Annotated in this window: 12 protein-coding genes; 6 read left to right on the top strand and 6 right to left on the bottom strand. The window is 48.9% G+C overall.

What is annotated here, in order from left to right; all coding sequences use genetic code 11:
• Positions 1 to 11 precede the first annotated feature (11 nt).
• The 3 genes from QFZ48_RS02015 to bioA all read left to right on the top strand — a co-directional run bounded on the left by QFZ48_RS02015 (position 12) and on the right by bioA (position 5,876).
• Positions 12 to 1,961, top strand: coding sequence for an LTA synthase family protein (locus QFZ48_RS02015; RefSeq protein WP_429046154.1), 1,950 nt, complete (start codon positions 12 to 14; stop codon positions 1,959 to 1,961).
• Positions 1,962 to 2,150: 189 nt separating this feature from the next.
• Positions 2,151 to 4,550 (top strand): ATP-binding protein, encoded by a 2,400-nt coding sequence (locus QFZ48_RS02020; RefSeq protein WP_429060913.1) that lies wholly within the window; start codon positions 2,151 to 2,153, stop codon positions 4,548 to 4,550.
• 45 nt (positions 4,551 to 4,595) lie between these two features.
• Positions 4,596 to 5,876 carry an adenosylmethionine--8-amino-7-oxononanoate transaminase gene (bioA, locus tag QFZ48_RS02025; RefSeq protein WP_429060916.1) on the top strand — a complete coding sequence of 427 codons (1,281 nt, stop codon included), beginning with the start codon at positions 4,596 to 4,598 and terminating at the stop codon, positions 5,874 to 5,876.
• Between the two features lie 51 nt (positions 5,877 to 5,927).
• Here bioA and QFZ48_RS02030 read toward each other — a convergent pair whose 3' ends face one another.
• The 5 genes from QFZ48_RS02030 to sppA form a co-directional block, all read right to left on the bottom strand.
• Positions 5,928 to 6,422 (bottom strand): DUF2911 domain-containing protein, encoded by a 495-nt coding sequence (locus QFZ48_RS02030; RefSeq protein ID WP_429046149.1) that lies wholly within the window; start codon positions 6,420 to 6,422, stop codon positions 5,928 to 5,930.
• 105 nt (positions 6,423 to 6,527) lie between these two features.
• Positions 6,528 to 7,058, bottom strand: coding sequence for an SRPBCC family protein (locus tag QFZ48_RS02035; protein ID WP_429060919.1), 531 nt, complete (start codon positions 7,056 to 7,058; stop codon positions 6,528 to 6,530).
• 12 nt (positions 7,059 to 7,070) lie between these two features.
• Complete coding sequence (locus QFZ48_RS02040) at positions 7,071 to 7,601, bottom strand: SRPBCC family protein (protein WP_370911562.1); 531 nt, start codon at positions 7,599 to 7,601, stop codon at positions 7,071 to 7,073.
• A 39-nt stretch (positions 7,602 to 7,640) separates the two neighbouring features.
• Complete coding sequence (locus tag QFZ48_RS02045; RefSeq protein ID WP_429046144.1) at positions 7,641 to 8,747, bottom strand: ABC transporter permease; 1,107 nt, start codon at positions 8,745 to 8,747, stop codon at positions 7,641 to 7,643.
• A 284-nt stretch (positions 8,748 to 9,031) separates the two neighbouring features.
• Positions 9,032 to 10,783: a signal peptide peptidase SppA gene (sppA, locus tag QFZ48_RS02050; protein WP_429046143.1), complete on the bottom strand. Its 1,752-nt coding sequence runs from the start codon at positions 10,781 to 10,783 to the stop codon at positions 9,032 to 9,034.
• Between the two features lie 86 nt (positions 10,784 to 10,869).
• Between sppA and folK the strand changes: the two genes are divergently transcribed.
• Entirely contained in the window at positions 10,870 to 11,355 is a 486-nt protein-coding gene (folK, locus tag QFZ48_RS02055) for a 2-amino-4-hydroxy-6-hydroxymethyldihydropteridine diphosphokinase (protein WP_429060923.1), read from the top strand.
• Between the two features lie 16 nt (positions 11,356 to 11,371).
• Positions 11,372 to 12,001, top strand: a complete 630-nt coding sequence (locus QFZ48_RS02060) for a deoxynucleoside kinase (RefSeq protein ID WP_370911558.1) — start codon at positions 11,372 to 11,374, stop codon at positions 11,999 to 12,001.
• 194 nt (positions 12,002 to 12,195) lie between these two features.
• Here QFZ48_RS02060 and QFZ48_RS02065 read toward each other — a convergent pair whose 3' ends face one another.
• Entirely contained in the window at positions 12,196 to 13,446 is a 1,251-nt protein-coding gene (locus QFZ48_RS02065; protein WP_429060926.1) for an NAD(P)/FAD-dependent oxidoreductase, read from the bottom strand.
• 121 nt (positions 13,447 to 13,567) lie between these two features.
• Here QFZ48_RS02065 and QFZ48_RS02070 point away from each other — a divergent pair, with 121 nt between their 5' ends.
• Complete coding sequence (locus tag QFZ48_RS02070) at positions 13,568 to 16,027, top strand: MG2 domain-containing protein (RefSeq protein ID WP_429060929.1); 2,460 nt, start codon at positions 13,568 to 13,570, stop codon at positions 16,025 to 16,027.
• Positions 16,028 to 16,052: the final 25 nt, after the last annotated feature.

Consider the following 16,052-nt stretch of genomic DNA (forward strand, 5'->3'; position numbering starts at 1 on the left):
TTCTGTACACTATGAAATTCATCAAAAACAGGTACGCGGTGCTCCTGGGCTTTGGCGCCGTACTCCTGATCCTGTCGTTCCTCGTTAGAACTGTATTGCTGGTATGGGCTTTCCCTCAATCCGGGCTGCGCTTATCCCATTTACCAGCCATTTATGGCAAAGGGCTGATATATGATACCGGGGTAGCTTTGTTTTTTACCATTGGTTATGCCCTTTACCTGCTGCTGCTGCCGCAACGGCTCAATAACACGCTGTTTAACCGGATATTCACTTACACCGGCTTTTTCCTGGCGTTGGTAATCCTTGTATTTTCCTTTTTTGCAGAATTAACCTTCTGGGGCGAATACTCCGGGCGCTTTGATTTTATTGCAGTAGACTACCTCATTTATACCTATGAAGTAATCAGTAATATTAACCAGTCGTACCCTTTACCATTGCTGATTGGCGGCGTATTATTATTCACCGCCCTCATCACCTGGGTGCTGGCCCGCAGGGGTATTTTCCGCAACAGTTTCCAATCGCACACACCTTTCGGGAAACGGCTGCTCATCTTTGCCGGGCTGGCGGGGCTAATGCTCCTGCACATTTTCTTCATCAATAACACCTGGGCCGAAAAAAGCAAAAACCGGTATGCACAGGAGTTATCCAAAGCAGGTGTGTATTCATTTATTTCCGCCTACCTGAATAATGAACTGGCTTACGATAAATATTATTTGCTGGAAGATGATAACACTGCCTTCAGCCGGATGCGCACCTTGCTGCAATCGCCCGACAGCCATTACCTGACTGCCGGTAACAATATTTACAGGAGTATAACGGATACGGGTACACGTGTTACGCCCAATGTGATCATGGTCACCATTGAAAGCTTCAGCGCCGATTTCATGGACCGCTTTGGTAACACCGGTCATATTACGCCTGTGCTGGACAGTATTGCCAAAGAAGGTATTCTCTTTACCAATATGTATGCGACCGGCACCCGTACGGTAAGAGGGATGGAAGCGCTTACACTCGCCGTGCCACCCACTCCCGGGCAAAGTATTGTTCGCCGGAAAAAGAATGAACAACTCTTTTCCGTAGGCCAGTTATTTGAGCAGCAGGGTTATGAAAGCACCTTCTTTTATGGCGGCGACGGCTACTTCGATAACATGAACAAGTACTTTGGGAACAACGGCTATGATATTACCGACCGGCTCCGTCATAAACTGGTGGATGATCATATCACCACCACCCGCACAAATATTCCCGACACCGCCGTACAGTTCGAAAATGCCTGGGGCGTATGCGACGAGGACATTTATGCCGCAGCGATTAAAAGCGCCGATCAGAAATATGCGGCCGGCAAGCCGTTCTACGATTTCGTGATGACCACCTCCAACCACCGGCCTTTCACCTATCCTTCCGGCAAAATAGACATCCCTTCCGGCAGCAGCCGTGAAGGCGCGGTAAAGTATACCGACTACGCCATCGGGCAGTTCCTGAAAAAGATCCGCACCAAGCCCTGGTTTAAAAATACCGTGATCATTTTTGTGGCTGACCACTGCGCCAGCAGCGCCGGTAAAAATGAAATAGAGATCAGTAAATATCATATTCCCTGTATCCTGTACAATGTTCCGGGCGTAGCGCCACAGGAAATCAGTGCCATGTGCTCCCAGATAGATATTTACCCTACCCTCCTGGGCATGCTGCACTGGTCTTATAACAGTAAGTTTTACGGCGAAAACGTACTGGAACCGGGATACCAGCCCCGTGCCATGGTAAGTACCTATCAAAAACTGGGTTACCTGGAGCCGGGTAAACTGCTGATCCTCAGCCCGCAGCAAAAAGCGCAATGCTTCAGCTGGAACAAAGAGCGCAATGAACAACGGGCCACGGCAATGGACAGCGCACTTCTCAAAAACAGTATTGCCAACTATCAAACTGCTTATGCCCTGTTTAAAAACGGCGGCATGGCAAAATAACAATCCTCTCCGAGCTGAGGGAATCGTCGAAAACCGTTCCCTCAGCTTATGATAATAATTCCTTGTTCGTTTCTCCGGTTAATTCCCTAAATTTATTCCCCCGGTATAATCCTGACGATAACAATATAACTACACCGGTTTCATAATCTGGCCTCTTTTTAACACCGAATATTAAAACCAACATCGCTCATGCTGGCTACTGCAGCGCTGCGTCAACAAAAATTACTGGATATCATTGGCAGTATTCCCGCAGACTACAGTTTGCAGGAACACCCGGTTAATGCCGTCCAGCAACTGTTAGGACAACTAATGGACCTGACAGGCAGCTCTTACGGTTTTGTAGGGGAATTGAAGAAAAGCGATGCACCTTCCCAACTGCATACCATTACTATCATCAATCATGCGCCGGAACACGGCTGGAACTTCACGCCTGCCCTGCAGGAAGTGGCTGGCAACGGGCAACCGCTGATCCTGCCGGCAGGGGATGCTACCACTGCATTTATCGGGCTGCCGGTAACATACCAGCAGCAGGTGCTGGCCGTAATAGGGCTCGCAGGCTGCATGGACGGCTATTCGGCAGATGCAGTAACTTTCCTCCACCCACTACTGCAAATATTGGGGCATCTGCATTTTCACGGTACCAGGGAAAAGGAAACCAGGCAGCTGCAATCCGCTTTTACCCGGTTAAAATACGAGTGGGATTCGCTGATGCTTACCCTGGATGATATTTTATTTGAGATGAACGAGCAGAAGGTCTTTACCGGGGTATGGTGCAGCAACGACAACCTGTTATTCCGGCCCCGGGAAGAGGTGATCGGCAAAACCATCTCAGAAGCCCTTGGCGAGCATGCCGGCACTTTTAACCGGCTGGTCGACAAACTGCTGGAAACCGGAGAAAACCAGGAATACGTGTATCCTGATATCAGGCAGGGTCCTCAAAACTGGTACCAGCTGAAGGTACGGCTGATTAAAGATAAGTTGCCCGCACCCCGGCGCATCCTGCTGATGATCCGTAATATCTCTGAAATAGAAAAAAAGAACAACAGCTACCTCCAGGCACAGTCTGAACTACGCCGCAGTAACCAGCTGCTGGGCATCTGCCAGCAGATGGGCAAAATGGGGGGATGGGAATTCAATGTAGCCACCGGCGAAACCTACTGGACACGCGAAGTGTATGAATTGAGGGAGGTGCCACACGACTTCCCGCTTACTTTTCATTCGTCCGTTGCATTTTATCACCCGGATGACCAGCCTGTTTTCGTTGCTGCCAGGGAAGCGCTGATTACCCATAAAACCCCGTTCGACCTGGAATTACGGCACATTTCCGCTAAAGGTAAACATACCTGGATGCGCACCATCGGCAGGGCGGTATTTAACAGCCAGGGCCAGCTCACGCATTTCAGGGGCATTATCATGGATATTACTGATAAGAAAGATACAGAACTGGCGCTTACTGCCGCCCGGGATAATGCACAGAAAGCCGCCCAGTCGAGAAGTGATTTCCTGTCTGTAATGAGCCACGAAATCCGTACGCCCCTCAATGCCATCATCGGCATCGCCGGTATCCTGGGGGAAAATCCCGCACCCGAACAGGCGGAACTGATGCATAACCTGGAGTTCTCCGCCCATCATTTGCTCGGACTGATCAATGATATCCTCGACTTCAGCAAAATGGAGGCTGGAAAAATTGAACTGGAAAATATTCCATTTGATCCGGAGGCACTGCTAACGGGTATCGTACGTAACTGCCAGCCACTGGCTACCAGCAAGGGTATTGAACTCATTTCCCGGTTTGATCATTTACCGGGAACACTGAAAGGAGATCCCGTAAGATTATCCCAGGTACTCAATAACCTGTTGCACAACGCCATCAAATTTACCAGTGCAGGATCGGTTACCCTGGAAGTACGCCGGGCAAACACTTCCGCCGGCGACTGTACGCTTTCCTTTGCCGTAAAGGATACCGGTGTGGGCATTGTTCCGGAAATGCAGGCAAAAGTATTTGATACTTTTGTACAGGAAGATTCGGCTACCAACCGCCATCACGGCGGTACAGGGCTTGGACTCGCCATCACCCAAAAACTGGTGGCGCTCCACAACAGCAGCATCATACTGGAAAGCAAAAAAAATGAAGGCACTACCTTCCGTTTTAATATCAGTTTTACAATACCTGAAACTGCACCAGGTCCTGTGCCCCAGAAAAATAAACAACAGGAAGGCCATCTGGAAAATATGAAGCTGCTGGTAGTAGAAGACAATGCCATTAATATCCGCATCCTGCAATTACAGCTGAAAAACTCCGGTGCGCAGATTGAAACAGCCAGCAATGGCAGACTGGCACTACAGAAAATACAGGAACAATCTTTCGATGGTATTATCCTTGACCTGCATATGCCGGAGATGAATGGTTATGAAACCATTCCGCACATCCGGCAACTGCAGCCGGATGCTTTTATCATTGTGTTAACGGCAGACATAATGCCGGAAGTAACCGAACGGCTGGCCCGCCTGCAGGTAAAACATATGCTGCCCAAACCCTATGCAGCAGCGGATCTGCTGGAGATACTGGAACGGCACAGGAAAACATAACCCGCTTTTATAGTACCTTCGCGCCTGCACCAACAGCCAGCAATTATGCAAACATCTTCTTTGTCGGCCCGTGATCTGGACGTGATCTGGCATCCTTACACCCAAATGCAAACTGCACCTGCGCCCATAGGCATTGTACGCGGCGAAGGCGCTTTACTTTTCGACGAAAATAATAACAGCTATATAGACGCTACCTCCAGCTGGTGGGTGAATATTCACGGTCACGCACACCCGCACATTGCGCAGCAACTGGCAGCACAGGCGCTGCAACTGGAACACTGTATTTTCGCCGGGTACACCCATCCCCCGGCCGTTCATCTTGCGGAACGGTTATTACCGCTTCTTCCCGCCAACCAACGTCGCGTTTTTTATTCCGACAATGGCTCTACGGCCATAGAAGTAGCCCTGAAAATGGCCATCCAGTACTGGGATAACAAAGGCACGCCGAAACATAAAATACTGGCCTTCCACAACGCCTATCACGGCGATACCTTCGGCGCCATGAGCGTGAGCGGCAGAAGTGTGTTCACCCGCGTTTTTGATGACCGCCTGTTTGATGTTCAGTTCATAGAAGTGCCCACTGCGGAAAACATCTCCCAAATTATAAACAACATTATTGCACTGCAACCGGAAGATATTGCTGCCTTTGTGTTTGAACCGCTGCTCCAGGGCTCCGGTGGCATGGTGATGTATGACGCTGCCGCCTTTGAACAGCTCCTGCAGTTTTGCTCCTCCCAAAATATCCTGCTGATTGCAGATGAAGTGATGACCGGCTTCGGCAGAACCGGGAAAAATTTTGCTATGGAATACCTCCAAACACCACCGGATATTGTTTGTCTTTCTAAAGGACTCACCGGCGGCACCTTGGCGCTCGGTGTAACTACCAGCACTGCGGCGGTGTATGAAGCCTTTCTTTCCAATGATAAGCTAAAAACATTATTCCACGGGCATTCTTTCACGGCCAACCCGCTGGCCTGTACAGCTGCACTGGCCAGTCTCGACCTCTTCACCGACCCAGCCTGCGCGGCTAGCCGGGAACGCATACACGAAAAGCATACCGTCTTTCTGAAAGAATTGTTTACTTACACGGTCATAAAAAATCCAAGATTGCTGGGCACTATCCTGGCGTTTGAAATAGTAACCGCTAACGCCGATGGTTACACGAATGCGTTGGCCGATGAACTGCACCGCTTCTTCCGGGCAAAAAGAGTGATGCTGCGCCCGCTGGGGAATACTCTTTATATACTGCCGCCTTACTGCATCACCAACGAACAGCTGGATGAAGTGTATGGCAGTATCCGGGAACTGGTAGCCACCTTATCATAAAAAAAGGGCACAGACGCGGTGTCTGTGCCCCTGATATTTTTCCCGGTCGTGTTATTTAACCGGTACGGATACTTTAGTGTCATCCCACTCAAATACCACGGCGTTACCGGGTAAAGTGAACGTGAGTTTTTCTGCTGGTGTAGACAGTTTTTCGCGTGGTACTTTCACGGATACTACGTCTTCACCTTTATTCTTGTCGTAATCATAAGCACCCCATTGGCCCAGTTTACCATTCAGGATAACGGTCCAGGTTTTAGGATCAGGAATAGAGAATAAAGTGTAAGTACCTGCTTTTACAGGTTTGCCGCCAAAAGACACGTCTTTGCTGAAAGTGATCTGGGTGGCTTCATCAGCGCCTGTACGCCATACTTTACCAAATGGTTCCAGTTTGCCAAAAATTTCGCGGCCTTTCTTGGAAGGCTGGCCGTACACTACTTTAATACCGTTGGCTTCTACTGTAACGTGGGGGCTTTTACGTGCCTTCTCCTGAGCAAAAACGAGGCTGGTAAAGGCCAGAAATAAGGTTGCCAAAAAGAAATGTTTCATTTTTTTTAGTTTTTTCTGTAAGAAGTTGTTGAGATACGATAACAATTTAAATCATAAAAACCATCGTAAACAAAACTATTGGATCAATGGTAAAATAACTCCATACTATTTTCCTTCACAGATCCGGCTCAACTTTGTCAACCCGTCGTTCATAGCGGGGCCGTATACCCTGTCGGCCACAAATCCCCTTAGTTTCCACCACGGCAGCATACCCAGTTTAATTTCCATATGCCAGAAGATCGCAGTGGCTTTGCCATCTGCCGTGGGCTTCAGTTCTATGCCTCCTTTTACAGGACGCACATTTTTAATATCCAGCAGGTAATGCATTCCTTTGGCCGGATCACTGTCCAGCACCGTTAGCTTACCGCTGTTGAGCTGGCCGTCCCAGCTGTACCAGGCGCCGGGTCCGGAAGGCGGATCGGAGTATACCAGCGTAGCAGTAGTATCGGGGCGGGTCCAGGGATTCCAGGCATCCCAGGCTTTCAGGTTACTGATATGTGCATAAACAGTATCAATAGGCGCCCGGATAACACCGGTACGCTCCACCACCGCCGTAGAAGGAAATGCCAACGACAACCCGAAAATCACCACGCCTAAAATGATCACACTGATCAGTAACAACTTAATAAACCGCATAGAAAAAATATATTATCCTTTAAGGAGCCGTTTCATGTTCTCCAGTCCTTTCTCAAAATCCTTTCCTACCCATTTGTCCATCATCAGCCCCATCACTTTCCGGATAGGATGTTGCCCCATATCGCACACCATTCCCCAGGTAACCAGAGTGCCGCCATTTACCGGGTCCAGCCGGAAATAGCCTTTGGTAGCGCCCATGCCCATAAAATCGATGTGGGTGGCCACCTGCTGATCAGGTTTGGACTCCGTGATCGTCATATGCCCTTTGCCCACGTTCCGGTTGCGGCTTTCCCAGCTGTAACCGGCGCCCACGCCACTTTCCTTTTCCCCGTAAGTAATTTTAACGTTGGGATCCTGTTCTTTCCAGGGCGACCATAGCTCCCAGTTACGCACTACGTTCATCAGCGGGAAAATAGCTCCCGGCGCAGCCGGTATTACCAGCGAACGCTCCACCTTAATGGCAGATGAGAGGAATAAACTGAAAATGAAAAGCCCCAGCACAAGGACAATGAACGCACCCAGGATAATGAAAAAGGCTTGCATGTGACTGGATTTAGGTCCCACAAAGCTAACGAAATCGCCTTATTCCCACTTGAATACTTTCACGGCTACCGCATATACGACAACACCCCATAAGGTAAGAATGGCGATATCCCAGCCCACATGCCAGAGATGCAGCCCTTCAAAGGCCACTTTTCTCAGGGCGTCTATCAGGTAGGTAAGCGGCATGATCTTACAGATTGGCTGCAGCCAGCCAGGAAAGGAATCTATCGGGAAAAAGGTACCCGCCAGCAGGAACTGTGGCAGGGTAACGATATTGGCCAGGGGCGGAATAGTGCTCTCGTTTTTTGCCAGGCTGCTCACCACAAAACCAAAACCCATGAATACCAGTAGCCCGAATACCGACAATACCAGCATTTCCAGGAAGGTGGCAAAACCATGTACCAGCGTAAAGCCAAAGGCGAAATGCCCAAGCGCAATGATCACCACAGAGCTGATGAGCTGGAAGATCATCCGGCTCAGCGCTTCTGCCAGTACAATATAGGTGCGTTTGATGGGCGTAGCGAAAAAACGCTTGAGTACCAGCGTTTGACGCATATTATAAAACAGGAAGGCCGTACCAAAAACGGCGGCACTCATCAGGGCAAAGCCCAGCTGTCCCGGTAAAATAAAGTCGATGGTCTTAAATTCACGACCCGGCACCTCTGTTTGTGTAAAAGTGGCTACCGTAGGGCGTTTATAGGTTTCATCATCCAGTTTGCCGGCGATGCTTTTCAGCACCGATAACAGGGTTACTTTCTTCGCGGCATCGGAAGCCGTAGAGGTCCGGATATTAATATCGTAAGCAGTTACATGGTTAACTCCCGCTTTGGGCACAATGTTCAGAATAGCCACCAAACGGCCTTTCTTCAGATCATCCTCCATTTCCGCTTCAGGCTGATCGGTAACCAGTTTCAGCGTCCCGGCATGCGACAATTCCTGGTAATACCTGCTGGTAATATCAGTCCGGCGGTCCACCCCCACTTTAACGGAAACAGTACTTTTACCAATAAACCCAAACACCAGGATAAATACCAGCGGGAACCCCAAACTGAACACTACGGCGGAAGGACTACGGAAAATACCTCTTAAACTTCCTTTTGTAATGGCCAGCATGGCCCTCAACTGACTGTACTTCGCTCCATTCATCTGATTCTGCTATTTAAAAACCGGCGGTAAAACTACGACGTTTTTCCAGCTTTTAGTAAAAAATGCAGGGGCGGGGATTTTGTCTTTCTCGCTGATTACGCTGATTTTGCTGATTAGCTGGATTTTTACTTTGGATTTTTTTAGATTTTCTTAATGATTAATATAACTAAGGGAGATAAAAACGAATATATCCGCTTCTATCTCCCTTAATCCTTTATAAATCCAAAAGTAAAAATCCAGCTAATCAGCAAAATCAGCGTAATCCTGAGCCAAGACAAAATTCGCTAGAAACTGTACTTAAACGGCATTCTCGCCTGAACATCGCCATGCAACTGTTGTACGTCCTTCACCTGCTGGTAAATGTCGTAGTTGGCGCCGAGTTCCTGCTTCACCAGCTGCATGCGCACGTTGCCGGCGAAGGTTTTGAAGAATTTGTTCAACGGGTTTTTCTCTTCCGGGAACTCTCTCAGGCGGTAGTCCGGCAGTTTGGCCAGCCGCGCGGCACAGGCCAGTGCTTCGTTGATACCACCGATGCGGTCTACCAGTCCGAGTTCCTTTGCCTGTAAACCACTCCATACATGCCCCTGGGCGATGCTGTCCACGATAGCGGGGTTCAGCTTCCTGCCGGCCACCACGCGTGATTTGAAAGAGGCGTAGGTGCTGTCAACGCCGTTCTGTATAAAGCGTCTCTCCGCTTCGGTGAGCGGGCGGCCAACGGAACCAAGATCCGCATAAGGTGCGGTTTTAACGCCATCGAAGGTAACGCCCACTTTATTTTTGAAGAAGTCCTGCATATTAAACATCACGCCGAATACGCCGATAGAACCGGTTAAAGTATTGGGTTCTGCAAAAATGCTGTCAGCCATGCAGGAAATATAGTACCCGCCGGATGCTGCATAGTCGCCCATGGATACCACCACCGGTTTCACTTTCTTTGCCAGCGACAGTTCGCGCCAGATTACTTCAGATGCCAGCGCGCTGCCGCCACCGGAGTTCACCCGGAACACGATTGCCTTTACATCTTTATCTTCGCGGGCTTTGCGGATTTCACGGATATAGTCGTCGCTTGCAATGGTTTTATCGCGGTCTGATTCCCCGCCTATGATATCGCCCTCTGCGTAGATCAGCGCCAACTGTCCATCTCCGCCACCGGAAGAAAGGTCGGTGCCACTGTTATATTTTTTTAGCGTCACCAGGTTTACCTCGTCGCCCTGTTTAACGCCCGTTTTGCTTTTCAGTTCCGCTACTACTTCATCGTCATACTTCAAACCATCTACCAGCTTATACTTCAGCGCATCTGCGGGTTGCTGGATGAGGTTTTCATTGGCATAGCCATGTAAAGTGGCCGTGTCGATGTTGCGCGCAGAGCCTATTCCTTTCAGGAAGGTGCCATACAGTTCTCCCAGGAACTGGGTGGTTTGTATGCGATTGGCATCTGTCATCTGTGTTTCGCGCAGCGGCTCGGTAGCGCTTTTAAATTTACCGCAGTAAAAAATTTCCGGTTTGATTTCCAGTCTATCCAGGGTTCCTTTCAGGAACATCACCTGGCTGGCAAAGCCGGTAAAATCAACTCCACCTTTAGGGTTCAGGTATACTTTATCGGCAGCACTGGCCAGGTAGTAGGCGTTCTGGTCCATTACCTCTCCGTAGGCGTACACAAATTTCTTTGACTTCCGGAAACGGAGGAGCGCATTGCGGAATTCCTCTGTGCTGGCAAAGCCATTAGGGTTACCGTTTACTTTCAGGTAAATGCCTTTGATGTTGTCATCGTCAGCAGCGTGTTCTATCAGTCTTACGGTCTGATACAATCCGGGGGTAACTGCGGCGTCGTCGTTCATCAGTCTGCCGAGTGGGTTAATTATATTCTGTTCGTTGTACGACTGCCCTGTTTCGAGTACCAGTACGCCATTGGGGGAAATTGTTACCTTTTCAGGGGTAACGGCCCTTCCTATCATGATCAGCAATATAAAGAAGCATATTGCCGTGAATGCTACGAATGCAAGGAATGCGGCCAGGAAAACTTTGAAGAAACGCATACTTTTTTGTTAAGATGAAACTGAGATGGAAAGATACATTTTTTCAAAAATAAGGAATATGGCTACTTTTGAGTCCTGAAATATACATGAATACAGCAATATTACTTATAGGTGGCAATTTAGGTGATCGTACCGGGAACCTGCAAAAGGCGGTACAATTGATTGCTGAAACAGCCGGAGAGGTGGTACAAACCTCGGCCTTATACCAAACAGCTCCCTGGGGAGCCGTGGATCAACCCGACTACCTGAACCAGGGAGTGGAGATCCGCACATCATTGGATGCACTAACGTTATTGCATACACTGTTAGAAATAGAAAGAAAGATCGGCCGTATCCGCCAGGAGAAATGGGGGTCGAGGGTTATTGATATCGACCTGATCTTTTACAACGACAGCATTCATTCGCTGCCGGATCTGAAGGTACCGCATCCGCGGATGCATCTCCGGCGGTTTGTGCTGGCGCCTTTGATGGAAATCATCCCGGATTATATGCACGCTGTGTTGCATAAAACCGTACGGGAGCTGGCAGCCAGCTGTCCGGATACATTAGCTGCAAACCGTTACCAGTATTAATTTTAAACCCGTTTTCATGCACTATAGATTTATTACGGTAGAAGGAAATATTGGCGCCGGCAAAACTACGCTGGCCAACATGCTCGCTACCCATTTCTCTGCAAAACTGATATTGGAAGAGTTTGCAGACAATCCTTTTCTCCCACTTTTTTATGAACGCCCGCAACAATACGCCTTCCCGCTGGAGTTATTCTTTATGGCGGAACGGTATAAACAACTCAAGGAAATGTTGCAGTCGCAGGACCTTTTCAGCGATGTGATCATTTCTGATTACCTCTTCATCAAAAGCCTGCTGTTTGCCAAGATCAATTTACCGGAAGAAGAATACTCCCTTTACCAGAAACTTTTTGACATCATCAATCCCCAGCTGGTACAGCCCGAACTGCTTATTTTCCTGAACGCACCGGTTACCAAACTGCAGGAAAATATCCGTCACCGCAACCGCTCCTACGAGCAGCAAATACCCGACGAATACCTGCTGAATGTACACGATATGTACATGCAATACATCAAGCAGCACCCCGTACGCACACTCGTGGTAGACACCACCAAAGTAGATTTCCTGCGGCAGCCGGAAGACTTCGACCACCTGCTGCTGGCGCTGGAAAAAGAGTACGAACCGGGGGTGCATTACCTCAAATTATAATCGCGCGCGAATTTTGTCTTTCTCGCTGATTACGTTGATTATACTGATTTAGGAATTTGATCACTTTGGATTTTAAATGATTTGGGGAGACATAAGCGAATATATCCGCTTATATCTCCCCAAAAATAAAATCCTTTAAAATCCTGTATAAAATCCAAAAAATAAAATCAAGGTAATCAGTATAATCAGCGTAATCAGTGAGAAAGACAACCTTCGCGCTGCGCTATGGCGGTAGCGGCAACAAAGCCGCTCGTCCAGGCATGTTGGAAGTTGAAGCCGCCGGTGATGCCATCCACGTCCATTACTTCGCCGGCGAAGAACAGGTTAGGTACCAGCCGGCTTTCCATGGTAGCCGGGTCTATTTCACTGAGCGTAATACCGCCGCAGGTAACAAATTCTTCTTTAAAAGTGGTTTTACCTTTCACCGGGAACTCCATGCCTACCAGCAACTTCATTAAACGGTTCTGGTCTTTCGCGGGGATGTCCGCCCATCTCATCTCTTCAGTAATTCCTGTCTGTTGCAGCAGGAACTGCCATAAACGCTGTGGTAAACCAAAAGGATTTTTATTATATATTTTTTGCTTCCCTGATTCAAAACGCAGGTCCTGCCAGTGTTCCCGCAGGGTATTTTCGTTGTAATCCGGAATCCAGTTAACGATGGCGGTAAAAGTATATTGCAGCTGCTGCAGTTCCCGGGCGCCCCAGGCCGACAACCGCAATATGGCCGGGCCGCTCATTCCCCAATGAGTGATCAGCAAGGGACCCTGCTCCAGCAGTTTGGTACCGGCCACTTTCACCTGTGCATGGGTAGCTACTCCCATCAGGCCGGTGATAGGATTACCGGGCATGTTAAAGGTAAACAGGGACGGCGCCGGTGGCACAATGCTGTGACCTGTTTGTTCCAGCCAGGCAAACTTACCTGCCTGCGCATAGCCCCCCGCAGCGATGCATAAATAATCGGCGGTGAGCGCAGGACCTTGCTGCAGTTCCAGCTGCCAGCGCCCGTTGCTGCCTTTTTTAAAAGAGGTAACTTCTGTATTGGTACGGATGTTAAGGTGGTATTTGTCGGCCTCGCGGAGGAGGCAGTCGATGATCGTTTGGGAGTTATCTGTTACCGGGAACATCCTGCCATCATCTTCCGCCTTCAGCTGTACGCCTCTTTCCCCAAACCAGGAGATGGTATCGGGAACAAAGAACCGGGAAAACGACTTTTTTACAAAGTTCTGGCCACGGGGATAGCGTTTAGCCATATACGTAATATCAGGGGCATTGTGGGTAACATTACACCGCCCGCCGCCACTCACTTTTACCTTCGACAACAGCTTGCCTGTTTTTTCCAGCAACACCACTTCCAGCTGCGGACATAGGCGGGCTGCATTCACCGCACAAAAAAAACCGGCAGCACCGCCACCAGCTATCACTAAACGTTTCTTTCCTGAACTCATTAAAATCTTGTTAAAACCGTAGGTTGAACACGCAATAATAACAAACCTGCCGTAATCTTACTGATTAATCTTCCAAAGTTTATATTTTTGACATATATTATACCCGCTCAAACTATATTGCATGCAATCGAACCTGAAGAAAAAGCGACAACATCTGAAATGGATAATACCAGCCGTAATGTTAAGCGGCGTAATGAGTGCACTGGCTATACAAACGCGCCCAACTGACTGGTCCGACCGCATTATAAAGGCATTACAAACCTTCGGCAGCCATTACCCGGCCGAAAAAGTATATCTGCATCTTGATAAGGACTACTACGCAGCCGGTGAAACCATCTGGTTCAAAGCCTATCTCACCCTGCAGGGCATGCCCGCCACCACCGCCACCAATCTGTATGTGGAGCTGCTGGATAAAAACAATAACATCGTGCAGAAGAAACTGTTCGCCGTTGGCAACGCCGGCGCACCCGGTAACTTCGACCTGCCCGAAACACAAAAAGCAGGCGTATACCAGCTAAGGGCTTATACCGCCTGGATGCTCAACTTCGATCCTGCATTCAGTTATACCCGGACCATAGAAATCTTTGATCCTTCAAAGAAAACATCACCGGAAGCAGATAGCGCCACCACACCCGACTTTGCCGTACAGTTCTTCCCCGAAGGCGGAAACCTCATCGCAGGCCAGCCGAACGTAGTAGCGTTTAAAGCCATCGATAACAATGGTTACCCGGTAGAAGTTTCCGGCGCTGTAAAAGACGCTAAAGGCGCCAACAGCGCAGTGATCAAAACCCTGCACGATGGCATGGGATCTTTCGAGATCACCCCCGCCAATGCACAGGACATCTTCCAGGCAACCGTAAAAAACAATAAAGGCCAAACCAAAACAGTGGCCCTGCCCGCAGCAGTAGCGGCCGGCGCCTCCCTGAAAGTATTCAATAAAGGCAGCCGCATCTTTTACCAGGCCGTACCCGGCAACGTAGCCGATACCTCCGTGAATGACCTTGTGATCATTGCCCAGATGGGCAGCCAACTGGTGTACAAAGCCAACCTGGACATAGGAGAAGGCCGCATCAGCGGATTTATCCCCGCCGATCATCTGCCGTCAGGCATTATTCAAATTACCCTTTTTGCCAAATCAGGCATGCCGCTCGCAGAACGGCTTGCCTTCGTCCGCAAAAATGACCTGATGCAGATAGATGTACTGGATGCAGATACCCACAAGGAACCAAGAACAAAAAATGCCATTGAACTGAGACTACCCGATACCATGCAAACAAATATCTCTGTAGCTATCACAGATGCAGACGCGGTACCGGTAGATAAAAATTCCAATAACATCATCTCTACTTTCCTGCTTACCTCCGACATCAAAGGTTATATCTACAACCCATCGTGGTATTTCCGCAATGACGCCGACTCCACCCTGAAAGGCCTGGACCTGGTAATGATGACCAACGGATGGAGACGTTTCAGCTGGGAAAAGATCGTCAATAACGAATTCCCTGAAGTAAGATTCCCTTACGAACAGGGCTTGCTCATGAAAGGCGTTGCCACCATGCTCAACGGCCGCCCCATGCCTACCGGTAAGCTGGATATGATCATCCGCCTGCCGATAGACAGCTCCTCCATGTTTGCTTCTACTCCCATCAACGATAAAGGACAGTTTGAAATGGCCAACATGGTATTCCCCGATACCGCTTACATTTACTACCAGGGCAACGACCTCGTAAAAAAAGGCGTGGATGTAAATGTGAAATTCGATAACCACTTCTTTGAACGTCCTACACAAATTAAAATTCCTTACCCGCTGCGCGTACCACCGGCGGTGGATAATAACGCACTGAAACAATTCCTCGCCAATGCAGCAGAAGGCAACAAAGTAAACCGCTCTATCAATAATAAAACGGTATACCTGCAGGAAGTAAACGTAAATGCGAAAAAAGTGAAGCCGGAAGAAACTACTGAAAAACGTTATGCATCCGGTATGTTCTCCGGTGGCGACGGTTACTCCTTCGACTTAACCAAAGAAACACCGATTGCACTCAACGTATTCCAGTACCTGCAATCCAAAGTAGCAGGCTTGCAGATTACAGGCGATTATAATAATCCCACCCTTTCCTGGCGCGGCGGTGCACCGGGATTATACCTTAATGAAATGCAGTCGGATGTGAGCATGCTGAGCACCCTCTCTATCCAGGATATCGCGCTCATTAAAGTATTCCGTCCTCCATTTATGGGTGGCTTCGGCGGCGCCAATGGCGCTATCGCGGTATACACCAAAAAAGGCGGCGACAATTCACCGAAAAATGACCCCAGCATCCGGGGCTTTAAACTGTATAAAAAAGCCGGTTACCAGATCGTGAAACAATTCTATTCACCGGATTACTCCGTGAAAAAAGAAGTACACGCCTTACCGGATAAACGCCTCACCCTTTACTGGAATCCGAACGTGGCAATAGACACCCTCACGCACACCGCCAGGGTAGAATTCTACAACAATGACTACACCAAACGTTTTCGTTTAGTCGTGGAAGGTATAGGCGAAGATGGCAGCGTTGGCCGTCTCGAACAGGAGTTCTAGTGCGTAGGTTGTCTTTCTCACTGAT

The sequence above is a fragment of the Chitinophaga sp. W2I13 genome (assembly GCF_050434005.1).
Taxonomy (GTDB): Bacteria; Bacteroidota; Bacteroidia; order Chitinophagales; family Chitinophagaceae; genus Chitinophaga.